General features: G+C 72.0%; 21 protein-coding genes. 14 read left to right on the top strand and 7 right to left on the bottom strand.

Features of this window, described 5'->3' with window-relative positions; genetic code table 11:
• Nucleotides 1-46 precede the first annotated feature (46 nt).
• Genes RWH43_RS04750 through RWH43_RS04740 form a run of 3 tightly spaced genes read right to left on the bottom strand, consistent with a single transcriptional unit; the run spans nucleotide 47 to nucleotide 4363 of the window.
• Nucleotides 47-2917, bottom strand: a complete 2871-nt coding sequence (locus RWH43_RS04750) for a molybdopterin-dependent oxidoreductase (RefSeq protein WP_316000802.1) — start codon at nucleotides 2915-2917, stop codon at nucleotides 47-49.
• A complete protein-coding gene (locus tag RWH43_RS04745) occupies nucleotides 2914-3747 on the bottom strand; it encodes an FAD binding domain-containing protein (RefSeq protein ID WP_316000801.1) in 834 nt (277 codons plus the stop codon). Before RWH43_RS04745 ends, RWH43_RS04750 begins: the two co-directional genes overlap by 4 nt.
• Nucleotide 3748: 1 nt before the next feature.
• Nucleotides 3749-4363 (bottom strand): pyridoxine/pyridoxamine 5'-phosphate oxidase, encoded by a 615-nt coding sequence (locus RWH43_RS04740; RefSeq protein ID WP_316000800.1) that lies wholly within the window; start codon nucleotides 4361-4363, stop codon nucleotides 3749-3751.
• A gap of 112 nt (nucleotides 4364-4475) precedes the next feature.
• Here RWH43_RS04740 and RWH43_RS04735 point away from each other — a divergent pair, with 112 nt between their 5' ends.
• Nucleotides 4476-5498 (top strand): methylenetetrahydrofolate reductase C-terminal domain-containing protein, encoded by a 1023-nt coding sequence (locus RWH43_RS04735; RefSeq protein ID WP_316000799.1) that lies wholly within the window; start codon nucleotides 4476-4478, stop codon nucleotides 5496-5498.
• A 130-nt stretch (nucleotides 5499-5628) separates the two neighbouring features.
• Here RWH43_RS04735 and RWH43_RS04730 read toward each other — a convergent pair whose 3' ends face one another.
• Genes RWH43_RS04730 through RWH43_RS04720 form a run of 3 tightly spaced genes read right to left on the bottom strand, consistent with a single transcriptional unit; the run spans nucleotide 5629 to nucleotide 10075 of the window.
• Nucleotides 5629-7539, bottom strand: a complete 1911-nt coding sequence (locus RWH43_RS04730; RefSeq protein ID WP_316000798.1) for an FAD/NAD(P)-binding protein — start codon at nucleotides 7537-7539, stop codon at nucleotides 5629-5631.
• Nucleotides 7536-8888, bottom strand: a complete 1353-nt coding sequence (locus tag RWH43_RS04725; protein ID WP_316000797.1) for an NtaA/DmoA family FMN-dependent monooxygenase — start codon at nucleotides 8886-8888, stop codon at nucleotides 7536-7538. Before RWH43_RS04725 ends, RWH43_RS04730 begins: the two co-directional genes overlap by 4 nt.
• Nucleotides 8885-10075: an LLM class flavin-dependent oxidoreductase gene (locus RWH43_RS04720; RefSeq protein ID WP_316000796.1), complete on the bottom strand. Its 1191-nt coding sequence runs from the start codon at nucleotides 10073-10075 to the stop codon at nucleotides 8885-8887. Before RWH43_RS04720 ends, RWH43_RS04725 begins: the two co-directional genes overlap by 4 nt.
• A gap of 315 nt (nucleotides 10076-10390) precedes the next feature.
• On the opposite strand from RWH43_RS04720, the gene RWH43_RS04715 reads away from it, so the two are divergent.
• From RWH43_RS04715 to RWH43_RS04690, 6 genes are read left to right on the top strand one after another with little or no spacing between them, the layout of a single operon-like run.
• Nucleotides 10391-11803: an FAD-binding oxidoreductase gene (locus RWH43_RS04715; RefSeq protein WP_316000795.1), complete on the top strand. Its 1413-nt coding sequence runs from the start codon at nucleotides 10391-10393 to the stop codon at nucleotides 11801-11803.
• A 33-nt stretch (nucleotides 11804-11836) separates the two neighbouring features.
• Entirely contained in the window at nucleotides 11837-13492 is a 1656-nt protein-coding gene (locus tag RWH43_RS04710; protein WP_316000794.1) for an ABC transporter substrate-binding protein, read from the top strand.
• A 29-nt stretch (nucleotides 13493-13521) separates the two neighbouring features.
• Nucleotides 13522-14538 (top strand): ABC transporter permease, encoded by a 1017-nt coding sequence (locus tag RWH43_RS04705; RefSeq protein WP_316000793.1) that lies wholly within the window; start codon nucleotides 13522-13524, stop codon nucleotides 14536-14538.
• Entirely contained in the window at nucleotides 14535-15383 is an 849-nt protein-coding gene (locus tag RWH43_RS04700; protein WP_316000792.1) for an ABC transporter permease, read from the top strand. The genes RWH43_RS04705 and RWH43_RS04700 overlap by 4 nt, the downstream gene beginning before the upstream one ends.
• The gene (locus tag RWH43_RS04695; protein ID WP_316000791.1) at nucleotides 15380-17026 is read left to right on the top strand and encodes a dipeptide ABC transporter ATP-binding protein; all 1647 of its coding nucleotides are present in this window, start codon (nucleotides 15380-15382) and stop codon (nucleotides 17024-17026) included. Before RWH43_RS04700 ends, RWH43_RS04695 begins: the two co-directional genes overlap by 4 nt.
• Nucleotides 17023-18210, top strand: coding sequence for an aminotransferase-like domain-containing protein (locus RWH43_RS04690; protein ID WP_316000790.1), 1188 nt, complete (start codon nucleotides 17023-17025; stop codon nucleotides 18208-18210). The genes RWH43_RS04695 and RWH43_RS04690 overlap by 4 nt, the downstream gene beginning before the upstream one ends.
• 34 nt (nucleotides 18211-18244) lie before the next feature.
• Here RWH43_RS04690 and RWH43_RS04685 read toward each other — a convergent pair whose 3' ends face one another.
• The gene (locus RWH43_RS04685) at nucleotides 18245-19258 is read right to left on the bottom strand and encodes an LLM class flavin-dependent oxidoreductase (RefSeq protein WP_316000789.1); all 1014 of its coding nucleotides are present in this window, start codon (nucleotides 19256-19258) and stop codon (nucleotides 18245-18247) included.
• 163 nt (nucleotides 19259-19421) lie between these two features.
• On the opposite strand from RWH43_RS04685, the gene RWH43_RS04680 reads away from it, so the two are divergent.
• The 7 genes from RWH43_RS04680 (at nucleotide 19422) to RWH43_RS04650 (ending at nucleotide 25876) form a co-directional block, all read left to right on the top strand.
• A complete protein-coding gene (locus tag RWH43_RS04680; RefSeq protein ID WP_316000788.1) occupies nucleotides 19422-20516 on the top strand; it encodes an MSMEG_0568 family radical SAM protein in 1095 nt (364 codons plus the stop codon).
• Nucleotides 20516-21907: an MSMEG_0567/sll0787 family protein gene (locus RWH43_RS04675; RefSeq protein ID WP_316000787.1), complete on the top strand. Its 1392-nt coding sequence runs from the start codon at nucleotides 20516-20518 to the stop codon at nucleotides 21905-21907. Before RWH43_RS04680 ends, RWH43_RS04675 begins: the two co-directional genes overlap by 1 nt.
• A 103-nt stretch (nucleotides 21908-22010) precedes the next feature.
• Nucleotides 22011-22538: an MSMEG_0572/Sll0783 family nitrogen starvation response protein gene (locus RWH43_RS04670; protein ID WP_307208085.1), complete on the top strand. Its 528-nt coding sequence runs from the start codon at nucleotides 22011-22013 to the stop codon at nucleotides 22536-22538.
• Between the two features lie 8 nt (nucleotides 22539-22546).
• On the top strand, nucleotides 22547-23449 hold the full coding sequence (locus RWH43_RS04665; protein ID WP_316000786.1) for a carbon-nitrogen hydrolase family protein: 903 nt from the start codon (nucleotides 22547-22549) through the stop codon (nucleotides 23447-23449).
• A 1-nt stretch (nucleotide 23450) separates the two neighbouring features.
• Nucleotides 23451-23741 carry an MSMEG_0570 family nitrogen starvation response protein gene (locus RWH43_RS04660; RefSeq protein ID WP_307213979.1) on the top strand — a complete coding sequence of 97 codons (291 nt, stop codon included), beginning with the start codon at nucleotides 23451-23453 and terminating at the stop codon, nucleotides 23739-23741.
• The gene (locus tag RWH43_RS04655) at nucleotides 23738-24994 is read left to right on the top strand and encodes an MSMEG_0569 family flavin-dependent oxidoreductase (RefSeq protein ID WP_316000785.1); all 1257 of its coding nucleotides are present in this window, start codon (nucleotides 23738-23740) and stop codon (nucleotides 24992-24994) included. Before RWH43_RS04660 ends, RWH43_RS04655 begins: the two co-directional genes overlap by 4 nt.
• Before the next feature lie 24 nt (nucleotides 24995-25018).
• Nucleotides 25019-25876, top strand: a complete 858-nt coding sequence (locus tag RWH43_RS04650) for a carbon-nitrogen hydrolase family protein (RefSeq protein WP_307208104.1) — start codon at nucleotides 25019-25021, stop codon at nucleotides 25874-25876.
• Nucleotides 25877-25893: the final 17 nt, after the last annotated feature.

Genomic DNA, 25893 nt, shown 5'->3' with positions numbered 1-25893 from the left:
CAAGACCCCAAACCCCGCTGGCGGGCCCGCCGGCCGCGGGCCCTGCTCACTCCCCGCCCGCGAGCCTCCACACGCGGTCGCGCGAGAACGGCAGTTCGTATCCGCGGCGGCCGAGCGCGCGCGAGACGGCGTTGCCGATCGCGGCTCCGACGGGGTTGTACGGCGACTCGCTCATCGACTTCGCACCGAACGGGCCGAGGGTGTCGTCGGTCTCGGCGAAGTACACCTCGGTGTCGGGCACGTCGGCGAACTGCGGCACGCGGTAGGTGCGGAACACGGGGTTCTGCACGACGCCGTCTTCGAGCAGCACCTCCTCGTACAGCGCACCGCCGAGGGCCTGCGCGGCGCCGCCCTCGATCTGGCCGCGGCATTGCGCCGGGTTGATCACGACGCCGGCGTCGGCCGACTGGATCGACTGCAGCACCTTCACCGTCCCCGTCTCGGGGTCGACGGCCACACGCACGGCGTGCACGTTGAAGGCGAGCGAGCGGAAGTCGCCGAACTCGGCCCCGTCGGCGGTGAGGTCGTCCCCGCCCCCCGCGGCGACGATCCGCGCCCACGTCACGGTCTCGCCCGCGAACGAGATTCCGGATGCCGTGACCTCGGCGCCCGCGGCATCCGCCCCCGACAGCTCGGCGGCGATGGCGATCATCCGGCGCTTCAGCGACAGGCAGGCGCCGTACAGCGCCTTGCCGGCGACGACGGTTCCCGCGGAGGCGAAGGCGCCGGTGTCGTGGCGCACCGCGTCGGTGTCGGCGGCCCACAGGTGCAGGCGTTCGAGGGGTGCCTCGAGCACGGTCGCCGCGATCTGGCGGTGCACGGTCGAGGTGCCGTTGCCGAATTCGGCCGTGCCGACCCGCAGCACGTAGGTGCCGTCGGCACGCAGGGTCGCGGTGGTGTGGGCGATGTGTCCGCGCGGGGCCATGGTGGCGATCATCGCGGCCGACATCCCTTCGCCGACGAGCCAGCCGTCGGGGGCGTCCACGCCGTTGCCGCGTCGCAGCGCGCCTTGCGCGAGGTCGAGGCACTGGTCGAGGCCGTAGCTGCCCCAGATCAGGTCTTCTTCGTACTTCTCGTCGGCGTCGGGGTGCAGCGAGTCGCCCTCGCGCACGGCGTTGATGCGGCGCAGGTCGAAGGGGTCGATGTCGAGCTCCTGCGCGAGGGCGTCCATGGCGGATTCGACGGCGAACACCACCTGTCCGAGCCCGTATCCGCGGAACGCGCCCGAGGGCGGGTTGTTCGTGTAGACCGCTTCGGCGTCGATCCACTTCGTCGGCACGCGGTACAGCGTCGTCGACTCGGCGCACGAGTGGAACAGCACGCCGATCGCGTGGTTGCCGTAGGCCCCGGTGTCGCTCAGCACGTCGAGCTTCATCGCGGTGAGGGTGCCGTCGGCATCCGCCCCCAGGGTCGTGCGCACGCGCATCGGATGCCGCAGCGACGCTCGCACGAATTGATCGGTGCGCGAGTACTCGTACGCGACCGGGCGTCCGAGGCGCAGCACCGCGAGCGCGGTGAGGTCTTCGGTGAAGAGCTCCTGCTTGCCGCCGAAGCCGCCGCCCACGCGGGTCGCGTAGACGCGCACGCGATCGCGCTCGAGGTCGAACACGTGCGCGAGCTCGTTGCGCACGAGGAAGGGCACCTGCGTCGACGAGCGGATCACGAGGCGACCGTCGTCATCGATCCAGCCGACGGCGCCGTGCGTCTCGAGCGCCGCGTGGGTCACGCGCGACGATCGCCATTCGCCCGTCACGGTGGTGTGGCTCGCGGCGAGGGCGGCGTCGATGTCGCCGCCGTGGCCGGTGTGGAAGCCCGCCACGACGTTGTGGCCGGCATCCATCACGCGCTCCTCGGGCGTGCGCTCGGGGTGCAGCAGCGGGGCTCCGGGCCGGCGCGCCTCTTCGGGGTCGAACACCGCGGGCAGCACCTCGTACTCGACCTCGACGGCACGGCAGCCGGCATCGGCTGCTTCAGCCGTCTCGGCGACGACCGCGACGATCCGCTGGCCGACGTGACGCACCACGTCGTCGAGCATGCGCGTGTCGTCGGGGTCGTCGGTGCGGTGCTCGTGGCGGCCGGTCGAGTAGCGCACGGCCGGCACATCGTCGTGGGTGAACACGGCGACGACGCCCGGGATCGCCCGCGCGGCCGCGGCGTCGATCGAGACGACCCGGGCGTGGGCGTGCGGCGAGGTCACGACGCGCAGCACGAGCGGCGGACCGCCGGGCACGGGCTCGTCGAAGGTGAAGGGTTCGCGACCCTGGACGATGCGGCGCGCCGCCTCGGGGATCGCGGAGGTGCCGACGCGTCCGGTGGGGGAGGTCGGCGTGCACGACTCCTGCAGATCGGCAGCTGCAGGCGTCGAGGGAGTCGTGAGGGGCGGATCTGCAGGAGTCGTGTCGTGCCCCGCGCACGTGCCACCGCAGCCGGCGGGCGCCGCGGCCTCGGCATCCGCCCCGCAGCTCTTCCCGGTCTCGCGCACGGGCCCCAGCACCGACGAGCGGATCGCCTCGCGGATCGGGCGGTACCCGGTGCACCGGCAGAGGTTGCCCTTCATGCGCCGGTCGAGGTCGCCGAGGTCGTCGGGGGTCAGAGTCGACGCCGTCACGCTCATGCCGGGCGTGCAGAAGCCGCATTGGAAGCCGAAGCCGGTCGCCAGGGCCTCCTGCACGGGGTGGAGCTCGTCGCCGGGGGCGAGGCCGGCCGCGGTCGTGATCGCACGCCCCTCGAGTCGCATCGCGGGGATGATGCACGAGTGCGTCGGCGTGCCGTCGAGCAGCACCGAGCACGCGCCGCAGTCGCCCGCATCGCACCCCTTCTTCACCTCGACGTGTCCGGCCTCGCGCAGCAGCGTGCGGGCACTCTGACCGGGGCGGGGGTCGACCTCGACGGGGGAGCCGTTGACCTCGAACCTCACGCGGCACCTTCCTGCAGCTCACGCGCGAAGCGCGCGCGCAGTCGTTCGGCGAGCACGACGCTCACTCCCCGACGCCAGTCGGCGCTGCCGAGCGGGTCGGTGTAGAAATCGGGGGCGGATGCCACGGCATCCCGCAGTGCGCCCGCTCCGGGCACGCGCGAGAAGCGCAGCACGCGGGGGCGGCGCACCGCGGCGGTCACCACGAACACCGCGGAGCCGTCGGGGTCGACGCGGGCGGTGACGACGGCGCCGGAGCGACCGAGCTCGGCCAGCGCGATCTTCTGCAGGCCCACCCGCGACGACAGCGCCCGCGCGGGGACGTCGAGGGCGCGCACGACCTCGCCCGGCGCGAGCGCGTTCGCGGCGTTGTCGACCACCAGATCGGCCACGGCCGCGCGGCGCTCGCCGCCGTCGGGCGTCCAGATGAGTGCCGTGGCATCCAGCGTCGCGAGGAAGGCGATCATGGCGCCGGCGGCGAAGGCCTGGCAGACGTTGCCGCCGACGGTGGCGGTGTTCCAGATCTTGAACGACGCGAGCAGCGCATCGGCGGCGGGGCGGGCGAGCTCGAGCGAGGTCCAGTCCGCGGGCGCCTCGCGCTCGGCCCATGCGAGCAGGCGCGCGATCGTGCAGGTCGCCCCGATGCGCAGGCCGTCGTCGGTGACCTCGAGGTCGGGCCAGCCGAGGGTGGTGAGGTCGACGAAGCCGGTGGTGTCGGGCTGCGGCTCGCTCATCAGCCAGGTGCCCCCGGCCATGACGACCTCGCCGGGACGCAGCGCGAGGTCGGCGCGCGAGCGCGCGGCGCGGAACGAGGTGACGGTGGTGATGTCCACGTCAGCCCGCCAGGATCTCGCCCGACCAGCGGCCGTCGACGAGCGTGTAGTGCTGGCGTGTGCTCTGACCGGCGGGATCGCCGCGCCAGAAGGTGAGCGTTCGCGGGCGCAGGCGGAAGCCGACCCACCGTGCGGGCGGGTCGAGCTGCGGGTGCGCGTCGTCGAACTCCGCCCACAGGCGATGACGTTCGTCGACGGGCAGGTGCGCGTTCTCGCGGGTGTTCGTCCAGGCCAACAGCTGCAGGTACCGTGACCGCTCGGAGTACACCTTCGCGGCATCCGCGGCCGAGACCTGCTCGACGGTGCCGCGCACCACGAGCTGCCGACCGATCTCGGGCCAGGCGATCGACATCGCCGCGACCGGGTTCTGGGCGAGCTCGGCGGCCTTGGCGCTCTGAGCGTCGGTGTGGAAGGTGAGACCCTCGGCGTCGCACTCGCTCGCCAGCACGTGGCGCAGCGAGGGGAGCCCGTCGAGGCCGACGGTGGCGAGGGCGGCGAGCGGTCGCAGCTCGTTGTCGTGCGGGGGCAGCCACCGCACGAGCAGGGCGAGCGGGTCGTCGGTGAGCGCGTCGACGTCGTCGACGTCGGAACCGAACGTGGTGCCGGCCGTGATCATGGCGACCTCCGGGGGATGGGGCAGCGGGTATCGCCGAGCGTAGGCACCGCGCATTTCGGCAATGTTGCCGTCACGAACATTCGCGGAAACACGCGGTCCCTACACTCCCGCCATGACCTCGCTGCCGCTGATCGACACCTGCCCGAAGCGAATGGAGTACGGCCCCTGCGGGGGAGTCGGATTCAACGGCTCGTGCGAGATCGACGCCGCGCATCGCTGCGCGTTCCTGCACCGGCCGACCGTGCCGTGGACGGGGGTCGATCGCACGGTCGCCGTGGTGCCCGGGTCGCGCACGGCGGCGGCGGCAGCGACCCTGGCGGCGCTCGGGACGCGCCCCTGGGTGGTCGCCGATCTGCCCGCGCGGGCGCTGAGTGTGGAATCCATCGACTCGTGCGCCGCGATCCTCGCCGGAGAAATGGATGCCGTGCTCGCCGGCGACGCGGGAAGCGCGCGCGTGCAGTTCCCACCCGCCTACCGCGCACACCTCCTGCAGTCGCGGGGGCTGCGCGTGTGGACCGGGCTCAACATGCGCGACCGCAACCGCGTCGCGATCGAGGGCGAGCTCGCCGCCCTCGCCGTGGAGGGGGTCGCGGGAGTGCACTGCGTGACCGGCGATCACACCCGCACCGGAGATCGACCGGATGCCGCGCCGGTGTTCGACCTGGACTCCACCGAGGCCGCAGCGCTCGCCCGCGCCGCGGGGCACGTCGTGTCGGTGGCGGCGTCTCCGGCCGCACCCCCGATCGACCGGCGTGCGGCACGGCTGCGCGAGAAGCAGCGCGCGGGGGCCGACGTGTGCTTCGTCAACCATGCCGGCGGAGCCGCGCCGGTGCGCCGCTTCATCGAGGCGGCGGGCGACGGCATCCGCTACATCCCGTGCGTGCCGGTGGTCGTCGATGCCGCGTCGGCCGACCTGCTCGAGTCGTTCACGACACTCGTGCTGCCCGACGGCTTCCTCTCGCGCGTGCGATCGGCCCGCGACCCGCGCGCCGAGGGGATCGCCCTGGCCGTCGCGCTCGCCGAGGAGATGCTCGCCCTGCCCGGCGTCGTCGGAGTGAACCTGTCGGGCGGGCGCGAGGGCGCCGAGGATTCGTTCGCCGAAGCGTTGGCCGAGATCGCGCGACGCCTGCGCTGAGGCGGTGCGGCCGTCTCACCCCGTTGAGTGTCCGAAACACGCCGCGACCGCCGTGTAGGCACGGCGTTTCTTGGACACTCAACAGGATGGGCGCGGGGCGGAGGCGCCGCAGCACAGCGCGAGCGCGGGGTCAGCGCGACGCCACGCGCACCCGCGCTGCCGACTGGGCCGAGGCGACCGCGCTCGCCGCCGCCGTCACGGCCTCTGCTACCCGGTCGGTGTGGCGCAGAGAGAGGGCGTTGGACTGCGGCCGGGTGAAGGCACCCGCCTCCGGTCCCGCGGTGAAGGGGCCGAGGGCGAACATCGTCGGGTGGACCGACCCGTCACGGTCGATCACGCGTCCGTCGGGGTCGACCTCGATGCGGCCGAGCGAGCCGGTGTAGGCCTTGTCCGCCACGTGCACTTCGCGCCCGTGCCGCGTCGCGAGCTCCCGCAGCACGGGGTTGTCACTGGCGGCTGCGCCGGCCGCGGGCAGCCAGGCGTCCACCAGCGCATCGGCGACCACCTCACCGGGCGCGCGCGAGGTCGTGGCGACGAAGCCCCGCTGCTCGTCGAGGCGCACCGACAGGTCGGGCCCGAGGAAGCGCACCACCCCGGCATCGGCCAGGGCGAGCAGCTCTTCGAGCCGGTGGGCGGGCGGCCCGGAGGCGACGTAGCTGAAGAAGGCGTGCCACGTGATCGGCAGGTCGACGGCGCGCGAGCGTGCGCTCCACCGCTCGGGCGGGATGTCGGCCAGGGCCAAGAACGACCCGAGGATCGTCAGGAACAGCGCCTGGCTCGCACTGTGATCCTGGGAGGTGCGCAGGCGCAGGTCGTCGGCCACGTGCCGGCGCACGCGGTCGTGCACGGCATCCGCGTCGGCGAACGTCTCGTCGCCGAGCGGCCGGTCGAAACGGGGCACGTCGAAGCGGTCGAGGGGGTCGTGGACGACCTCGCGCACGGCGCGGCGCAGGGCCTCGGTGTCACCGTCGACCTGGCGCAGCGTCGCGCGGAAGGCCTCCCACGTCGTGGTGACCCGCTCGGGGTGGCCGGTGAACAGTTCGCGGTAGTGCCCCCACACGAGCTCGCGAGCGATGAGCGGCCACACGTCGTCGACGAAGTCGACCGTGCCGGGGCGGTCGAGCAGGGCGGCGACCGCCGCAGGGGTGAGTACCTCGCGCGCGGGAGCGTCGCCCTGCAGCTGCGAGGCGACCTTCGAGCGGTACGGCACCCCGCGCCGCGAGCCCAGGTGCAGCCGCGGCTCCGCACCCGAGGGGGTGTAGACCAGCCGCCCGGCCGCCGTGCGGGAGAAGCGACCGCCGCGCCCCTGGGTCAGGAGCACCACGGCATCCACCGCCGCCAATCCCATGCCGCGCACGATCACGTCGGCGCCCGGTACGAGACGCGAGAGGTCGGCGTCGGCGGTGAAGGAGGGCTCGAGGTAGGTGAAGCCCGCCGCCGCGGCCGTCGCGATCACGTCGAGGATGGTGTTCTCGGGCGCTCGGCCAGTGTGACCGAGCGCGTAGACGACGAGGTCGGCGGGCAGCCGCGTGCCGTCGGACAGGGCGACCTCCCACCCCTCGGCGGTGTCGTCGACCCACTCGGCGCTGCCCTGGTGCCACCGCACCTCGACGCCGGGCGGGGCGATCGCGACCGTGCGCCGCCAGAACCAGTCGAGGTAGGCGCTCTGCAGGCGCCGCGTCGGAAAACCGTCGCCGCGCAGCTCGCGCACTTCGTCGGCGAGGGCGGGGTCGTCGATCGAGACGTCGGGCAGGCGGCCGTCGCGCACGCGTTCGGCCCACTCGATGAGCGACGGCCCCGACCGCACGGGACCCGAGATGACGCAGCTGTCGTCGGTGAACACCGTCACATCGCGCGCCATCGAGTTCAGCTTGAGCAGGGCCGACTGCTCGTGACGCCAGATGCGCCCGCCGCCCGGGGGGAACGGGTCGATCAGCGTGATGCGCAGGGGCGGGTACGCGTCACGGGTGCGCCGCGCGAGCAGGCGCTCCACGAGCATCACCGCCCGCGGTCCAGCCCCCACGATCACGACGTCGGTCATCGCGCGGCTGCCTCCTGCGCGACCGGAGGCAGGCCCAGCAGGCCGTGCAGCGTCGCGCCCTCGTCGTACGAGCGTCGGTACGAGCCGCGCTCCTGCAGCAACGGCACGACTCTGTCGGCGAACTCGTCGAGGCCGTGCGGGGTCACGTGTCCGACCACGGTGAACCCGTCGGTGGCGCGTTCCTGCACGTAGCGGTCGATCTCGGATGCCACGTGCTCCGGCGTCCCGACGAAGGTGTGCTTCGCGGTCAGGCGGATGACGAGCTCGCGGATCGACAGCTTCTCCGCGGCGGCCTGCGCGCGCAGCTGATCGACGCGGGCGCGGATCGCGGCGTGGCGTCCGGCGAAGCCCTGCGCGGTCTCGACTCCGGTGTCGGGCTCGACGTCGGGGAGGGGGCCGTCGGCGTCGTAGCCGCTGAAGTCGCGGTTCCAGATCTGTTCGAGGTAGGTGATCGCCGTCTGCGGCCGCACCTGGGCGAGGGCGATCTCGCGCGAGCGCTCGCGGGCCTCGGCTGCGGTGTCGCCGAGCACGAAGGTCGCGGCGGGCAGGATCTTCAGCGAATCCTCGTCGCGGCCGTGCGCGGCCAGACGGCCCTTGACGTCGCAGTAGAACTGCTGGGCGTCGGCGAACTCGGTGTGCAGCGAGAAGATCACGTCGGCGTGCTGCGTGGCGAAGTCGCGGCCGTCGGGGGAGTCGCCCGCCTGCACGATGACCGGTCGTCCCTGCGGCGACCGCGGCACGTCGAACACCGCGTCGACGTCGAACAGGCGGGATTCGTGGCGTACCCGCGCGATGGCGTCGTCGCGCAGGAACTCGCCCGTCTCGGCATCCGCCGTGATCGCGTCGTCGCGCCACGACGACCACAGGGCCTTCGACAGGGCGGCGAACTCCGAGGCCCGCACGTAGCGGTCGGCGTGGTCGAGGTAGCCGCCGCGGCGGAAGTTCGCGCCGTGGAACGCGTCGGAGCTCGTCACGGCGTTCCACCCCGCGCGTCCGTTCGACAGCAGGTCGAGCGTGCCGAGCTGACGCGCGAGCTCGTACGGCTCGTTGAAGGTGGTGTTCAATGTGCCGACGAGGCCGATGTGCTCGGTGACGGCGGCCAGGGCCGTGAGGATCGCGAGGGTGTTCGGGCGTCCGGCGACGTCGAGGTCGTGCAGCCGGCCGCGGTGCTCGCGCAGGCGCAGACCCTCGGCGAGGAAGAGGTAGTCGAAGAATCCGCGCTCGGCGGTGCGGGCGAAGTGCTCGAACGACGAGAAGTCGATCTGGCTGCCCGCGGCCGGGTCGGTCCACACGGTGGTGTTGTTCACGCCCGGGAAGTGGGCGGCGAGATGGATCCGGCGACGGCTCATGCGCCGACCTCCTGACGGGCGTAGCGGCTGGCGGGGCGGGGGAGTCCGAGCCGCTCGCGCAGCGTGGGCTCGCCGGCATCGGGGGCCAGGATGCCGGCATCCGCCGCCCGCGGCACGACGAGGCGCGCGATCCGGTCGAGGTCGGCGGGCAGGCGCGCGGGGCGCAGGCGCACGCCGTCGACCCCGGCCTCGACGAGGGCGCGGATCTCGGCGACGACGTCGTCGGGATCGCCCACGACGACCCGGGCGTCGGTGGTCAGCGGGGCGCGCTCCTGCAGGCGGTCCCACACCGCCCGAGCCTCGGCGCGCGTCTCCTCGACGAGCACGAGCAGGTCGGCGAAGACGCGCAGGGGCTCTTCACGCTCGGGGGCGGTGAGTTCGTCGAGGATGCCGGCCACCGCCGCGGCATCCGCCGGCGTGATGAAGACGAGGTCGGCGTGCTCCGCGGCGAAGCGATAGGGGATCGTCTGGTGCGCCAGCGCGGTGATGAGGGGCTGGCCCTGCGGCGACCGCGGCACGATCGAGGCGCCCGTGATCGAGAAGAACTCGCCCGCGATCTCGACGTTGTGCACGCGCTCACGGTCGAGGAACCTGCCGGACTCGAGGTCGCGCACGATCGCGTCGTCCTCCCACGAGTCGGCGAGCCGGCGGATGGCCTCGGTCACCTCTCCGGCCTCGCGGAAGGCGGCGAGCAGCGCGGGGTCGTCTTCGACGCGACCGGATGCCGGGAGCCCGGTGGGCCCGTCGGTGCGGCGCCCGAAGTTCGCGCGCTCCTGCGCGGTGGAGCCGGCGACGATGCGCACGCCCCCGCGGCCGCGGCTGACGTGGTCGAGGGTCTGCAATCCCGTGGCGAGGTGGAACGGCTCGGGGTGGGTCGTCGTGACCGTCGGCACGAGGCCCAGGCGCCGCGTGTGCGGGGCCAGGAACGACGCCAGCAGCACCGCGTCGAGGCGCCCCCGGGCGCGGTCACGGCGGGTCTCGGCATCCGCTTCGTTCGATCGGCCGCCCAGGCTCAGCGCGTCTTCGATCGTCGCGAACACGATGCCGGCGTCGTCGGCGGTGCGCGCGAGCTCGCGCCAGTACGGGGCGGAGGTGAGCTGGGTGGGTCGGGCCGTGGGCTCGCGCCACGCGGCCGGATGCCAGCCGGCGCCGTCCAGCGCGACGGCGAGGGGGATGCGGTGCGGCATCGGAGCTCCTTGGATCGGGGAGACGGTGGTCGAGGTGCCCACTGTCGCCCGGCGGCGCGGCGGGGCTCAAGGCCGGTCGTAACGCAGCGCCTTCAAGCGTCGAGGGCACTCGATCAGAGGCGCACCGTAGCGCGACGGCTCGCCGCCCGCACCTCTGCGCGGTCTTCGTGACGCCGTGCGACGCACCGTGACCGGCGATGACGGGCCGCTACGGCGCGTGTCCTCCGGGATGAGCCGGGCGGCTCGTCGTCCTACCTTCGGCGTCGTCCCCGTCTTCCCGGATGCCGCCGCATCCCGACCCGAGGAGGTCCGCTCATGAGTGCCGCCCCCGTCATCGCCCCGACCACGGGCCTCGACGCCCTGCTCGACGACGTTCGAGCCGAGGCGCCGCACATCGAGGTGCTCCGCCCCTCGGCCGAGACCGCCGCGTTCGCGTTCGACGCGGGCACCGCTCCGCGCCAGGTCTCCGACGGCGATGGGCCGGCCGTGGCGTTCCCGGCGACCCCCGCCGAAGTGCAGCAGCTCGTGCGGCTGGCCGCGCGCCACGGGGTGAGCATCGTGCCCCGCGGAGCCGGAACCGGTCTGTCGGGTGGGGCCACGGCATCCGCCGATCAACTCGTCGTCTCGACCGCCCGCCTCGATCGCATCGTCGAGGTGTCGCCCGCCGACGAGGTCGCCGTGGTCGAACCGGGCGTGCTCAACGCCGCGCTCAACGAACGCCTGGACCCCCTCGGTCTGTTCTACGCTCCCGATCCCGCGAGTTGGCGCATCTCGACCATCGGCGGCAACATCGCCACGAACGCCGGCGGTCTGCGCTGCGCCAAGTACGGCGTGACGCGCGAATCGGTGCTCGCCCTTGACGTCGTGCTGGCCGACGGCAGCCTCGTCTCGGTCGGCCACCGCTCGATCAAGGGCGTCACCGGGCTCGACCTCGTCTCGCTGTTCGTCGGTTCGGAGGGCGTGCTCGGCATCGTCGTGGGGGCCACCGTGCGCATCCGTCCGCTGCCCGTGGCCCGGCGCACCCTCTCCGCCTTCTTCGCCACGACCGCCGCCGGAGCCGACGCCATCGGTGCGATCACCGCGTCACGGGTGCGCCCGAGCGTCATCGAGTTCCTCGACCAGCCGACGCTCGAGGGCATCGACGCCGCGCAGGGCTCGGGTCTGCGCGATCGCGGCGCGGCCCTGCTGCTCATCGAGCTCGACGGCTTCGGCATCGACGAGCAGACCGCCGAGCTGTCGGCGGCGCTCACCGCGGCGGGTGCGCACGTGCGGGTGGAGAGCGACGCGGATGCCGAGACCCTCTGGGAATTGCGGCGCTCGGGCCGCCGCTTCGACGACGACCACTGGTTCGCCGGGGGAGACGTCGCGGTGCCGAAGTCGCGCATCGCGGAGATCTTCGCCGGCTTCCCGGCGATCGCCGACCGCCACGGCGTCTCCGTCAGTGCAGTCGCCCACGCCGGTGACGGAAACCTCCACCCGGTCATCAGCCTGCGCATCCCGCCGGGAGCCGACCCCGCGCTCCCGCCCGCCGCCGTGCACGACGCCGCTGACGACGTGGTGCGCGCGGCCCTCGCCGTCGGCGGAACCGTCAGCGGCGAGCACGGCATCGGCACGGTCAAACGCGATCTCGCCGCGGAGGAGCTCGCCGTCCGCGTGCGCGAGGCGCAGCTCGCCCTCAAGAACGCTCTCGATCCCGCCGGCCTGTTCAACCCCGGCAAAGCCCTGTAACCCGAATCTCCACCGCACACACGAGGACACCCCATGACCACGCAGCCCCGCCCGTTCCGGCGCCTCCTCGGCGTCGCCTCCGCCCTCACCGTCGGCGCCGTCCTGCTCAGCGGGTGCGGCGCGGGCTCGACCGCCGCCCCCGCCGAGGGCTCCGCCCCGCGCTCCGGCGGCGATCTGGTGTTCCTCATCGACTCGCTCGGTGCCACCTGGATCCCCAACAACAGCTCCATCTCGAGCTATCAGGGACAGATCTGGGGCAACCTCACCGACAAGCTCGTCTACGTCGACGCCGAGGGCACCCTCAGCCCGTGGATCGCGCAGAGCTGGGACGAGAACGCCGACAAGACGCAGTTCACGCTGCACCTGAAAGAGGGGGTCACGTTCTCGGACGGCACCCCGCTCGACGCCGCAGCGGTCGTGGCCAACATCGACCTGTGGGCGAAGGGGCGTCCCGACGAGGGCATCAACCGCATCGGCCTCTTCCCCTCGGCGAACTACGTGGGCGCCGAGGCGGTAGATGCCACGACGGTCACGGTGTCGTTCTCGGCACCGACGCTGAGCTTCATCCCCACGCTGGCGTACCACGGCTCGATTCTGCTGTCGCCGGCGAGCCTCGCCCTGCCCGCCGACCAGCAGGCCGACCTCACGAAGGACATCGGCAGCGGTCCCTTCGTCGTCGAGAAGGTCGCCGAGGGCGACAGCGTCGTGCTGAAGAAGCGCGACGACTACGACTGGGGCCCCGAAGCGGTCGGCCACGACGGTGCCGCGTACCTCGACACCATCACCTACAAGCAGGTCGCCGAACCGACGCTGCGCACCGCCTCGGTCGAGTCGGGTCAGGCCCAGGTCGCCTACAACGCCAGCCCTCAGGACCTTGAGGCGCTCAAGGGAGAGGGGCTCACCGTCGAAACGCCCCGCTACCTCGGCTTCGTCAACGGCTATGCGCTGAACACCTCGGTCGCGCCCTTCGACGACATCAATGTGCGTCAGGCGGTGCAGCACGGCATCGACCGCGATCAGATCCTCTCGACCGTGTACACGCCCGACTGGCACGCGGCCGAGTCGTTCTTCCAGAGCACGGTGCCCGAGGCGACCGACCACGCCGACGCGTTCGCATACGACCCCGACGAGGCCGCACGGCTGCTCGACGAGGCGGGCTGGACGAAGGGTGCCGACGGGGTGCGCGAGAAGAACGGCCAGAAGCTGTCGTTCACGCTCTATCCCAACCCCTACCTGCAGGCCTCGCAGTCGGTCGACGAGCTCGTCGACCAGCAGCTCACGAGCCTCGGCTTCGAGGTGAACCTCGAGAGCTACGACGTGCCCACCTACGGGCAGAAGGTCATCGGCAACGCGGCCGTGCCCGCCACCGAGATCACGCGCAGCTTCGTCGACGTCGGAACCGTCGCGGGTGTGCTGACCGCGCAGAAGAAGGGCGACGAGGACTGGTTCAAGGTCGGAACCTCGGATGCCACGTTGAACGACCTCGCGAACGCTCTCGCGACCGCCACCGACCGCGGCGCGCGCGCGAAGGTCGCCGACGAGCTGCAGGGCTACGTGCTCGACCAGGGCTACTTCGTTCCCCTGACCCAGATCGTGCAGCGCGTGTACGTGCAGTCGCCGGAGCTGACCGGCGTCACCTACAACGGCCTCGCCTACGCGTACTACCTCGACGCCTCGCTGAACGACTGACCACGATCTCATCGCGAGAGGAGGAGCGCATGCTGCGCACCTACGGCCGCTTCGCGCTGCGGCGCACCGGGCAGGCGATCGTCGTCGTGCTCCTGGCCTACCTGTTCACGTTCGCGGTGATCAGCGTGCTGCCGGGCGACCCGATCACCACGACGCTGCGCAACCCCGACAACGGCTTCACCGAAGTCGACATCGCCCGCATCGTCGCCTTCTACGGCCTCGATCAGCCGTGGTGGGTGCAGCTCGGCTCGTCGCTCGGGCGCTTCGTGGTCGGCGACCTCGGCGTCTCGCTGCGCTCGAACCTGCCCGTCGCCACACTCGTGCTCGATGCGCTCGGGTCGACCCTCGCGCTCGCCGCGGCGGCCCTCGCCGTGGCCGTGGTGCTGGCCGTGGCGATCGCGTACGGCACGCAGTTCGTCCCCGCGCGCTTCGGACAGGGCGTGCTGCGTTCGCTGCCGTCGCTGTTCCTCTCGGTGCCGAACTTCGTCATCGGTCTGCTGCTCATCCACGTCTTCGCGTTCGGGCTCGGGCTGTTCAGCATGATCGACACCGAGACGCCGTGGGGCACCTTCTTCGCGGCGGTGGCCCTCGGCATCCCGGTGTCGGCACAGCTGGCCGAGGTGCTCATCTCGTCGCTCGATCACGAGTCGCGGCAGGAGTACGTCGCCGTCGCCCGCTCGCGCGGTCTGCGGTCGGGCGCGCTGTTCCTGCGCCATCTCGCCAAGCCCTCGGCGCTGCCGAGTGTCACGGTGCTGGCCCTCATCGTGGGCGAGTTGCTCGGAGGCGCGCTCATCACCGAGGCGATCTTCGGACGCGTCGGCGTCGGCACGCTCGTGCAGTCGGCCGTGGCCGGTCAAGACCTGCCGGTGCTGCAGGCGGTCGTCTCCCTGGCCGCGGTGGTCTTCGTGGTCGTCAACCTGGTCGCCGACCTCGCCTATCCGCTGCTCGACCCGCGCGTCTCGATCGCCTCGCGCGGCCGCGCGCGGACCACTCCCACCCCCGCGGACGCGGCGTCGCCGCTGCGCGAGGAGGTGAGCGTCGGATGAGCGCCGCCCCCGCCCTCGCGCCGCGCCCGGCGATCGCCCGGGTGCGCGGCATCCGGCTCACCCTGCCCCTCGACGTCATCGCCTCGTTCATCGTCGTCGCGGTGGTGCTCGCGTGGTCGCTCGCGCCGACGCTCTTCACGAGCCAGAACCCCGCGCAGGGCGTGCCCGCCGACAAGCTCCAGGCGCCCAGCGCCGCGCACCTGCTCGGCACCGACCATCTCGGGCGCGACCTGTTCGCGCGGATCGTCTTCGGCGCGCAGCCCTCGGTGACCAGCGCGCTCGTCGCGGTCACTATCGGGGTGGTGGTGGGCGGGCTGATCGGGCTTCTCGCCGGCTTCCTCGGCTCGTGGACCGACGTCGTGCTCGCGCGCTTCGTCGACGTGCTGCTGGCGATCCCCGCGTTCCTGCTCGCGGTGGTCATCGTCAGCTCGCTCGGCTTCCAGACCATCAACGCCGCGATCGCGACCGGCGTCTCGGCGGTGGCGGTCTTCGCCCGCGTCATGCGCGCCGAGGTGCTGCGCGTGCGCTCGTCGGTGTTCGTCGAGGCCGCGCGGCTGCAGGGCGGGTCGAGCCTGCACGTACTGTTCCGCCACGTGCTGCCCAACGCGTCGCGTTCGCTCGTGCCGCTCGCGGTGCTGCAGTTCGGGCTGTCGATCCTCGTGATCGCGGGACTCGCCTTCCTTGGCTACGGCGATCCGCCCCCGGCATCCGATTGGGGACTGCTGATCTCGGCGGGCAAGGACTACCCGCGCGCGCCGTGGCTCGTGGTCTGGCCGGCTCTGGTCACGGTGGCGACGGTGCTCTCGATCAACCGCATCAGCCGCTTCCTCCGGAGGACGTCATGACCCTCTCTCTCCCCGTCCGCCCCGACGTGGTCACGCAGACCGCGCTGCTGCGCGTCGAGGATCTCTCGGTCGCCTACGGGCGCACCCCCGTGGTGCACGACGTGTCGTTCTCGATCCCACGGGGCGGCAGCCTCGCCCTGATCGGCGAATCGGGTTCGGGCAAGTCGACGATCGCCCGCTCGGTGCTGCGCCTGCTGCCTCGGGCGACGGGCCGCGCGCACGGCCGCGTCGAGCTCGACGGCACCGACGTGCTGAGGCTCTCGGAGCGCGCCTTCCGCCCCCTGCGCGGCCGACGAATCGGTTTCGTGCCGCAGGATCCGGCGCACGCCCTCAACCCCGTGCGCACGATCGGGTCGCAGGCGCACGAGGCGGCCGCGCTCGCCGGAGTCGCCGACGAGCGCGCGGCGATCCTCGAGGCGTTCGAGCGCGTCGGCCTGCCCGACCCCCGCCGGGTCTACGACTCGTACCCGCACCAGCTGTCGGGCGGCATGCTGCAGCGCGTGCTCATCGCGCTCGCGGTGCTGCCCGGGCCGCAGCTGCTCGTGGCCGACGAGCCCACCAGCGCGCTCGACGTCACGATCCAGAAGCGCATCCTCGACCTGCTCGGCGAGCTGCGCGACGACCTCGGCATCGGACTCCTCCTCATCACGCACGACCTGGCGATCGCCGCCGAACGCACCGACGAGATCGTCGTGCTCAAAGACGGCCGCATCCAAGAGGCCGGTGCCACGCGCGCGGTGTTCGCCGCCCCGGCATCCGCGTACACGAGACAGCTGCAGGCCGACGCCCCCGCGCTCAACCCCGACCGGTACCGGCGCGACCTCGACGACCGCGGGGTCGACGCGTGGACGACCGACACCGGCTCGACCCGCATCGAGGTGCGCGAGGTGTCGAAGAGCTTCGTCGTCGACGGTGCCGCGCGGCCGGCGGTGGCGGGGGTGTCGTTCCGCGTGCCGCCTGGCACCACGCACGCGCTGGTCGGAGAATCCGGCTCGGGAAAGACCACCACCGTGCGGTTGCTGCTCGGGCTCGACACCCCGGATGCCGGCGAGATCCGCGTCGACGGCGAGCCGGTCACCGGACGCACGCCGGCCCAGCTGCGCGGCATCCGTCGCCACCTCCAGCTCGTGTACCAGAACCCCTTCACCTCGCTCGATCCCACGTGGAGCGTCGGGCGCATCGTGCGCGAGCCGCTCGACCGCTATCGCGTCGGCACGCGCGCCGACCGGGCGACCGCGGTCGCCGAGGCGTTGGATGCCGTCGGCCTGTCGACCCATCTCGCCCGGCGTCGCCCCGATGCGCTGTCGGGCGGTCAGCGCCAGCGCGTCGCGATCGCGCGGGCCCTCGTGCTCGAGCCCGACGTCATCGTGCTCGATGAGCCGACCAGCGCCCTCGACGTGACGGTGCAGGCCGGGGTGTTCGACGTGCTGCGCCGCCTGCAGCGCGAGCGGGGACTGACCTACCTGTTCGTCTCGCACGACCTCGCCCTCGTCCGCCAGATCGCCGACACCGTCTCGGTGCTGAAAGACGGCCGGGTCGTCGAGGCCGGTCGCGTGGCCGACGTGCTCTCGCACCCGCGCGAGGAGTACACCCGCGCCCTCATCGACGCCATCCCGTTCCGCGATCCCCGGAGTCCCCGATGACCCTTCTCTCCCCGTCCTCCCGTCCCACGCTCGTGCAGGCGTTCACCGCGCCGAAGGGCTTCGGCGACCAGACGCTGCGCGACCGGCGCCCCGATGCGATCGAGCTGCTCGGCGGCATCCCGGATGCCACGGTGCTACCCACCGCGGAGTTCGCCGAGGCGACGGCCCGCGTGCTCGCGCGCCCCGGTGCCGCCTCGTTGCAGTACTCCCGCACCGAGGGGATCCCGGCGCTGCGCGAGTGGGTCGCCGCGCGCGAGGGCGTCGCGGTGGAGCGCGTGCTCATCACCAACGGCGGCTTCCACGGCTTGGCGCTCGCCGTGCAGACGGTGCTCGAGCGCGGCGATCTCGTGGCGGTCGACAACCCCGTGTTCCCGCTGTTCCTGCGCGGGCTCGAGCTGGCCGACGCGCGGGTTCTCCCCATTGGCGTCGGCTCGGCGGGACTCGACATCGACGAGCTCGAGCAGCGCCTGCGCGAGGGAGCCCGACCCGCCGCGGTGTACACCGTGCCCGAGTTCCACAACCCCTCGCAGTCGTCGCTGCCTACGGCGAAGCGTCGCGAGCTCGTCGCCCTCGCCGAGCGCTACGGCTTCACGGTGTTCGCCGACGACCTCTACCGCGAGCTGCGGTTCCACGGCGAGGCGGAGTCGGTCGAGCCGTTCCACGACTCCGACCACGTGATCCACGTGAACACCTTCACCAAGACCCTCGGGCCGGGCCTGCGGCTCGGGTGGGTCGTGCTGCCGGAGCGATTGATCCCGGATGCCGTCGCCCTCCGCAGCCGCCAGGATTCGCACTCGTCGACGTTCGTGCAGGGCGTGGTCGCCGAGCTGCTGACCGGCGACGCGTCGCTGTTCGACCGCGTGCTCGGCCGGGCCCGTGACCTGTACCGCTCGCGCGCGCACGTGCTGGCGGCTGAGCTCTCGGCATCCGGGTTCTTCGACGTCGCCGTGCCCGACGGTGGGCTCTTCCTGTGGCCGCGCCTGACCGACGACCGCATCGACGCCGACCGGCTCGCCGCCGACGCGAGCGCCGAGGGCGTGGAGTACCAGCGCGGGTCGTTCTTCGCCTCGGGGCCCGGCACCGATGCCGACCGTCACCTGCGCCTCGCCTACGGCGACACGTCGGAGGAGCTGCTGCGCGAAGCCGCGGCGCGGCTGGCGCGGGCGGTGGCGCGGCAGCGCTGAGCGGGTGCGGCATCCGTCCACCCGGCGGTGGTCCTCAGGGTGCGGCCGGCGCCCACCCTAGCAGCGGTCCGAGTCGCCCGGCGATGTCCTCGAGGATCTGCACGTAGTCATCGGGCTCGAAGTCGAAGGGCAGGGCGAAGGCCACCTCGTCGACCTCGGGGAACGCGCGCGACGACAGCAGTTGCTCGGCGATCTGCTCCGACGTGCCGACGAGGTCTTCGGCGAACAGCATCCCGCGCGGGCCCTGGGGGATGCCGACCCGCCCGCGCCGCGAGTCGGCATACGCCTCGTAGCGGCGACGCTGCTCGGGCGTGGCCGAGTCGGTGGGCACCACGACGAGCCCCTGCGAGACGCGGGCGGCTTCGCCGTCGCGATGCGCGTCGCGGTAGCGGCGGATCTGCGCGTACTGCTCGGCGTCGAAGTCGGTCGGCTCGACCGCCTGGATCACGCTGCTGGTGAGCAGGTGGAAGCCGTTCTCGGCCGCCCACGTCGTCGAGCCGGGACTGCCCGCGCCGTACCAGAGCCGATCGGCCAAGCCCGCGGCGTGCGGCTCGACCCGCTCGGAGTACTCCTCGATCCCCTCGGTCCCCGCGAACGGACTGGCCTGCTCGCCGGCGAGGAAGCGGCGCAGCCGCACCAGACGCTCGTAGCCGAAGTCCTCGCGGTCGGCGGTGTCGGGGTACAGCGCCGGCGCGACCTCGTCGAGGCGCCGCGGCGGCCCGACCGAGAACCCGGGCTCGAGACGCCCGCCCGACAGCACGTCGACGGTCGCGAGGTCTTCGGCTAGGCGCAGCGGATTCTCCCACCCGAGCGGGATCACCGCCGTGCCCAGGCGGATGCGACTCGTGCGCTGTGTGGCGGCCGCGAGCACCGCAACGGGAGACGAGATGCCGTACTGCAGATGCCGGTCGCGCAGCCAGGCGCTGTCGAAGCCGAGGCTTTCGCCGCGTTCGATGATCGACAGCGTCGTCTCGTGTCCGGCGCGCGGATCATCTCGGTCGAAGAGGCCGATGGTGAGGAAGCCGAGGGAGCGCAGCGGGCGGGTCACCTTGCCACGCTAAACCGCGTCCGGCGCCGGGAGGGCCGGCCGTGTCACGGTCCGTCATGGCCGTCGCTGCCAGGGGAGAGGGAGAGCAGAAACCCGGGGCCGGAAACCAGACCGCTATCCGCCGGACGTCGTATCGAAACACTCCGTGGTTCTACTGGAGTGCATGGATAACGCTTCAGCGCTCGCACCGGTGGACCGTGACCGGGTCTCGACCCGAGTCAGCCTAGCCCTGCTCGGCGTTCGCAGCGACGCCCCCGTGCGCCGCACGGGCGGGGCGGGCCCCAGCGACGACGGCCACTTCGTCATCGAGGGCGAGGGGGCGGCCATCCCCCTGAACCCGAACAGCCCCTATGTCATCACCGCGTCGGGGCGGCTGACCCGTGACGGTGCCGATCTCGGTTTCGACGTGGCGCCGGTCGTGCGCCCCCGGTTCTACGACCTCGAAACGGCCGAGGGGGTGACCTACGACAAGATCGCGAAGCTGCACGGCAAGAACGTGCTCGCGACCACGGTCGTGCAGACCTGCGTTCGCTACGACGAGAGCGAGCGATGCCGCTTCTGCGCGATCGAGGCGTCTCTCGACGCGGGCACGACGATTGCGGTGAAGACGCCCGCGATGCTCGCCGAGGTCGCTGAGGCGGCCGTCCGCCTCGACGGCGTGACCCACATGGTGATGACGACGGGGACCTCCAACGGGTGGGATCGCGGCGCGAAACACCTCGCCCGCTGCGTTCGCGCGGTGAAGGCGGCGGTTCCGGGGCTGGAGATCCAGGTGCAGTGCGAACCTCCGGCCGACCTGCAAGCCATCACCGATCTCTACGAGGCGGGGGCCCGCTCGATCGGTATCCACGTCGAGTCGATGGATGACGAGGTGCGTCGGCGATGGATGCCGGGCAAATCGCGCGTGAGCATGGACGAGTACCGCGCCGCGTGGCGTGAGGCGGTCCGGGTCTTCGGCTGGAACCAGGTGTCGACCTACCTCATCGTGGGGATGGGGGAAGACCCCGACGAGGCGGTGGAGGGAGCACGCGAGCTCATCGAAATGGGCGTTTATCCCTTCGTCGTGCCCTTCCGCCCGCTGAAGGGCACGCTCGCGACCGACGTCGACAAGATCTCCGCTCCCCATCGCGCCGTCGTCGACGACATCACCTCGCGGGTCGCCGCGCTGATGCACGCGGCGGGGATGCGCGGCGAGGATCAGCGCGCAGGCTGCGCGGCCTGCGGCGCGTGCAGCATCCTCAAGACAGCAGGCGCCTGATGTTCGACGTACCGGTGCTGACCGGGTCTCCTCGGATGCAGGAGGCGCCCGCGTGGACGATCCGGGTGGCGGATGCCGCGGACCTCGCCGCGTACCGCTCGATCCGGCATGAGGTGTTCGTCGGCGAGCAGGGCCTATTCGCCGGCACGGACCACGACGACATCGACGACGACCCCCGCACCGTCGTGCTGGTCGCGGCCACGTCCATGGGCGACGTCCTCGGCGGCGTGCGCCTCGCCCCCGCCACGGTCCGTGACATCGGCTGGTGGACGGGCGGCCGACTGGTCGTGCGTCGCGGCGCTCGCCAGGCAGGCGGTATCGGCTCAGCCCTCGTCCGGGCCGCGTGCACGGAAGCGGCGAGCCGGGGCGTGTTGCGCTTCGACGCCACGGTGCAGGAGCGCAACGAGCCCCTGTTCCGCCACCTCGGGTGGGTGCGCTGGGGGCGGACGGTCATCGGCGGAGCCCCGCACGTGCGGATGCGGTGGCCCATCGAGCGCGTCGCCGACCTCGTCGCAGCGATGAAGCTCCCGCTGGGCGACGTGCTCTCCGGCATCCGCGACGATCATCCCGAGGCGCTCGGCGGTGATGGCTGGGTGGGCGACGACGGCGCGCTGGTCGCGGGCACCGATGTCGTCGTCGCCACCGATGCGATTCTGCCCGCCCTCATCGATCGCGACCCCGAGTGGGCCGGGTGGTGCGGGGTGCTCGTGAACGTCAACGACCTCTCGGCGATGGGCGCGCGAGCCGTCGGACTGATGGATGCCGTATCGGCACCCACCGCGTCGGCGGTGCGCCGCATCGTCTCGGGATTGCGCAGCGCCGCGGTCGCATGGGATGTCCCCGTCCTCGGCGGTCACACGCAGCTGCGCGGAGCGTCGTCGCTCGCGGTGACGGCGCTGGGGCGGACGACCGCCCCCGTACCCGGCGGTGGGGGACGCGTCGGTCACCGACTCGGTCTCACCGTCGACCTGCACGGGCGGTGGCGTCGCGGCTTCGAGGGACGCCAGTGGGACTCGACCTCGACCCGCTCGGGGGAGGAGCTGCGTCACCTGGCGGGTCTCGTCGCCGCGCAGCAACCTGCCGCCGCGAAAGACGTCAGCATGGCCGGTCTCGTCGGCACGGCGGCGATGCTCGCCGAGGCATCCGGAACCGGCGCCCTCATCGACGTCGCCAGCGTCCCGGCGCCGTCCGACGTGGCGTTCGGAGACTGGCTCACCTGCTTCCCGGGCTTCGCCATGCTCACCGCCGACGCTCCGCAGATGTCCTCGCCCTTGGCGACGTCGGCGACGATCGGCGAGCTCAGCACGGAGCTCGGCGTCGTCTTGCGCTGGCCCGACGGCGTTGAGACGCGCGCGCTCGACGCCGACGCCACCGGCCTCGGTCAGGCGTAACGCAACCTCTTTCCGAGCGAAACCATTTCGAAACACCCACCCGCGAGCCTGGACATCAGACACGCGCTCCATCCCGGCTCCACCCGACGCGAAGGACACGACAATGACCACCGAACTCGACGCCCAGATCGCAGAGAACATCGCCAAGTCCCTCGGCGAGGTCCCGCACCCCTCGCTCCCCAAGGGCAGCAACATCTACGGCTCGACGAAGCTGTTCCCCGACTTCCAGGCCGAGAACGGCGAGTCGTACTTCACGCTCATCCACGGCATCCCCCACGAGTCGTCGGTGAGCTTCGTCGCGATCCTCCAGGCGACCCGAGCGCTCCGGAAGGGCTTCGAGTCGGCCATCTACCTGTACGGGCCGGGCACCCTCGCGGCCGCGGCGAACCGCGGCTTCCCCACCACGGGCGACGCGGGCTTCCCCGGCGAGCTGAACATGAACAACTCGCTCGAGACGTTCATCAAGGAGGGCGGCACGGTCTACTGCTGCCGCTTCGGCCTGGCGCTGCACGGCATCCGCGAAGAAGACATCATCGAGGGCGTGATCCCCGCGCACCCGCTCGACGTGCAGGACGCGGTCATCTACTACGCGCGCAAGGGCGCGATCATCAACTCGGTCTACAACCTCTGAGGCTCACCATGTCGATCACCGTCGCCTCCGTCTCGGCCAACTTCACCCGAGACCTGGAGCAGAACTACGCGCTCATCTCCGAGCTGGTGGCCGAGGCGCGGGCCGCGGGAGTGTCGTTCCTGGCCTTCCCCGAGGCCGCGATCGGCGGATACCTCTCGTCGCTCGGCAACCATGGCGACACGATCAAGACCACGAAGAAGTCGATGCCGCCGGCCATCCGGCTCGACGGGCCCGAGATCGCCCGGGTGCAGCAGCTCGTGGGCGACATGATCGTGACGATCGGGTTCTGCGAGCTGGCCGACGACGGCGAGACGCGCTACAACGCCGCGGTGTGCCTGGACGGTGAGAACATCTACGGCTCGTACCGCAAGGTGCACCAGCCGCTGGGCGAGAACATGTCGTACTCGGCGGGGGACACCTACGAGGCGTTCGACACCCCCGTCGGGCGTGTCGGGATGCAGATCTGCTACGACAAGGCGTTCCCCGAGGCGGCGCGCATGCTCGCCCTCGACGGCGCCGAGATCGTGGTGAGCATGTCGGCCTGGCCGGCGGCCCGCACCGCGACCGCCGAGAACCTGCAGGACGATCGGTGGACCTACCGGTTCAACCAGTTCGACATCGCCCGCGCCCTCGACAATCAGGTGTTCTGGATGGCCTCTAATCAGTCGGGCACCTTCGGGTCGCTCCGTTACGTCGGCAACGCGAAGGTCGTCGACCCCGGCGGCAACATCCTCGCCACGACCCTGCTCGGCACCGGGCTCGCGATCGCCGAGATCGACGTCGACGAAACCTTCCGGGCGATGCGCGGGGGCATGTTCCACCTGCGCGACCGTCGCCCCGACGTCTACGGGCCCGTCGCCGAGACGACCGGCGCGCACGTCGAGGGATGGAAAGAGGTGGCCCGTGCCTGAGATGCACTTCGCCGTCCGCTGGCCCGACGGTGCCGAGTCGTCGCACTACTCGCCGAGTCTCGTCATGCACGACTACCTCTCCACCGGCGGTCGGTACGGTGTCGTCGACTTCGTCGCCCGATCGAGTGAAGCTCTGGATGCCGCGGGCGAACGCGTGCGCGCCGCGTACGGTTTCGCATGCACCTCGGCCATGGCATCCCGCGACGAGATCGTGCGGACCGCCGCCGCCTATCCCGAGGGAGAAGTCACCGTGCTGCGCATGGAGCCGCCCCTGCCCGCGAGGGCGTCGTGATCCCCGTCGAGCTCCGCGCGGGAGACCACTACCCCGCCGTGATCGTGGGTGGGGGACAGGCTGGTCTCTCGGTCAGCTGGCACCTGGTCCAGGCCGGGGTGCGGCACGTGGTCATCGAGCGGGAGTCCGCGGCGCACGAGTGGCGCGACGGCCGGTGGGACAACTTCACCCTCGTGACGCCGAACTGGCACTGCCGGCTCCCCGGCTACGTCTACGACGGCGGCGACCCCGACGGGTTCATGACCCGTGACGAGGTGTACGCCTGGGTGCGCGGCTACGCCGATTCCTTCGACGCGCCCGTCGCCGAGGGAGTGCACGTGCGGCGGGTGGATCGCCGCGACGACGGGGTCTTCGTGGTGCAGACCAGCGCCGGGGAGATCACCGCCCACACCGTCACCTCCGCGACCGGGGGCTACCACCGCCCGATCACCCCGTCGTGGGCCGCCGATCTGCCGGAGCGCATCGTGCAGATGCACTCCCACCACTACCGCAACGCCGGGCAGCTGCCGAGAACGGTGCTCGTGGTGGGCACGGGTCAGTCCGGCACGCAGATCGCCGAGGACCTTCATCTCGAGGGGCGCCAGGTGCATCTCGCCGTGGGGCGGGCGCCGCGCGTGGCGCGGTTCTATCGCGGCCGCGACTGCATGACCTGGCTCGCCGACATGGGCGTGTACGACGTGCCCGCCGGGGCGCAGGCGGCCGCCAAGCGTGCCGCGACCAATCACTACGTCACCGGGCGCGACGGGGGGCGGGACATCGACCTCCGCCTGTTCGCGGCGCAGGGGATGGGGCTGCACGGGCGCGCGATCGGCATCACCGACGCGAACCTGGAGTTCGACGACAGTCTCACGGCCAACCTCGACCGCGCCGATTCGGTCGCCGAGTCGATCAAGAACGACATCGACGCCTACATCGCCCGTGAGGGAATCGATGCCCCCGTCGAGGAGCGCTATCGGCCGGTCTGGACGCCTGACGGGGGTCCGACGCGACTCGACCTCGACGACATCGACGCGGTGGTCTGGGCCATCGGCTTCCGTGCCGATTGGTCGTGGCTCGGCGACCTCGACGTGCTCGATAGCCACGGGCACCCTGTGCACGAGTGGGGCGCGACGGCGGTGCCGGGCTTCTCGTTCGTTGGTCTTCCGTGGCTGCACACCTGGGGCTCGGGGCGGTTCCACGCGATCGCCCGGGATGCCGAGCACGTCGCCATCGGGATCGTGGCGGCCTCGCGCGACGTCCTCGCGGTGCGCTGAGCGGCCAGCGCGTACGCTCGAGAAATGGCATCCGTGACGATGGCTGCGGTGGCGGCACACTTCGGTCGCGACGTCGAGCGCACGCTTGCGAAGCTCCCCGGCATCGTGGCCGACGCCCGCACGCGCGGGGTCGACCTGCTCGTGCTCCCGGACGCCACGATCGGCGGCTACCTGCTCGACCTGCACCACCCGGTCGAGGAGGGCGACGGCATCCCGCATTCCGTCGAGATCGACGGTCCCGAGGTCGCGGCGATCATCGAGCTCGCCGGCGACATGACGGTGTGCTTCGGCATCGCCGAGCGCGCGGTGGAGGACGGACGGGAGCGCCGCTACAACTCGGCGGTGTGCGTGACCGGCGAGGGTGTGCTCGGTGTGCACCGGAAGGTGCACCTGCCCCTCGGGGAGTCGGACGTGTACGCGGCGGGCACCGGCTTTCGAGCGTTCGACACCCCGGTGGGGCGGATCGGCATGCTCATCGACTTCGACAAGACGTTCCCCGAGGCGGCCCGCTCGATCGCGCTCGACGGCGCCGACATCATCACCTGTCTGAGCGCGTGGCCCGCGAGCGTAACCGACCGCTCCGACCGCATCCGCAACGACCGCCAGGCCCACCTGTTCGATCTGTACGACTGCGCCCGCGCCGCCGAGAACCAGGTGTACCTCGTGTCGTCCAATCAGACCGGGGTGCTGGGCGGCCTGCGCTTCCTCGGGCAGGCGAAGGTGGTCGACCCGGCGGGCGAGATCGTCGCGAAAACGTGGGCCAAGGGCGGCCTCGCGGTCGCGAAGGCCGATGTCGTCGGCGATATCGCGCGAGCCCGTCGCTCGCTCAACCACCTGGCGCAACGCGCCGAGCACGCCTACCGGCTGAGCGCCCCGGCGTAGACCGAGGCCCGACCCCG

The sequence above is a fragment of the Microbacterium algihabitans genome (genome assembly GCF_032464975.1).
GTDB classification, from domain to species: domain Bacteria; phylum Actinomycetota; class Actinomycetes; order Actinomycetales; family Microbacteriaceae; genus Microbacterium; species Microbacterium algihabitans.
This window is presented reverse-complemented; position numbering and strand designations above follow the sequence as displayed.

What these genes read in the sequence shown, in the direction of transcription:
- RWH43_RS04740 (WP_316000800.1), bottom strand. Translation starts at nt 4,363, where the DNA reads ATGATCACGGCCGGCACCACGTTCGGTTCCGACGTCGACGACGTCGAC.
- RWH43_RS04735 (WP_316000799.1), top strand. Translation starts at nt 4,476, where the DNA reads ATGACCTCGCTGCCGCTGATCGACACCTGCCCGAAGCGAATGGAGTAC.
- RWH43_RS04730 (WP_316000798.1), bottom strand. Translation starts at nt 7,539, where the DNA reads ATGACCGACGTCGTGATCGTGGGGGCTGGACCGCGGGCGGTGATGCTC.
- RWH43_RS04725 (WP_316000797.1), bottom strand. Translation starts at nt 8,888, where the DNA reads ATGAGCCGTCGCCGGATCCATCTCGCCGCCCACTTCCCGGGCGTGAAC.
- RWH43_RS04720 (WP_316000796.1), bottom strand. Translation starts at nt 10,075, where the DNA reads ATGCCGCACCGCATCCCCCTCGCCGTCGCGCTGGACGGCGCCGGCTGG.
- RWH43_RS04715 (WP_316000795.1), top strand. Translation starts at nt 10,391, where the DNA reads ATGAGTGCCGCCCCCGTCATCGCCCCGACCACGGGCCTCGACGCCCTG.
- RWH43_RS04710 (WP_316000794.1), top strand. Translation starts at nt 11,837, where the DNA reads ATGACCACGCAGCCCCGCCCGTTCCGGCGCCTCCTCGGCGTCGCCTCC.
- RWH43_RS04705 (WP_316000793.1), top strand. Translation starts at nt 13,522, where the DNA reads ATGCTGCGCACCTACGGCCGCTTCGCGCTGCGGCGCACCGGGCAGGCG.
- RWH43_RS04700 (WP_316000792.1), top strand. Translation starts at nt 14,535, where the DNA reads ATGAGCGCCGCCCCCGCCCTCGCGCCGCGCCCGGCGATCGCCCGGGTG.
- RWH43_RS04695 (WP_316000791.1), top strand. Translation starts at nt 15,380, where the DNA reads ATGACCCTCTCTCTCCCCGTCCGCCCCGACGTGGTCACGCAGACCGCG.
- RWH43_RS04690 (WP_316000790.1), top strand. Translation starts at nt 17,023, where the DNA reads ATGACCCTTCTCTCCCCGTCCTCCCGTCCCACGCTCGTGCAGGCGTTC.
- RWH43_RS04680 (WP_316000788.1), top strand. Translation starts at nt 19,422, where the DNA reads ATGGATAACGCTTCAGCGCTCGCACCGGTGGACCGTGACCGGGTCTCG.
- RWH43_RS04675 (WP_316000787.1), top strand. Translation starts at nt 20,516, where the DNA reads ATGTTCGACGTACCGGTGCTGACCGGGTCTCCTCGGATGCAGGAGGCG.
- RWH43_RS04670 (WP_307208085.1), top strand. Translation starts at nt 22,011, where the DNA reads ATGACCACCGAACTCGACGCCCAGATCGCAGAGAACATCGCCAAGTCC.
- RWH43_RS04665 (WP_316000786.1), top strand. Translation starts at nt 22,547, where the DNA reads ATGTCGATCACCGTCGCCTCCGTCTCGGCCAACTTCACCCGAGACCTG.
- RWH43_RS04660 (WP_307213979.1), top strand. Translation starts at nt 23,451, where the DNA reads ATGCACTTCGCCGTCCGCTGGCCCGACGGTGCCGAGTCGTCGCACTAC.
- RWH43_RS04650 (WP_307208104.1), top strand. Translation starts at nt 25,019, where the DNA reads ATGGCATCCGTGACGATGGCTGCGGTGGCGGCACACTTCGGTCGCGAC.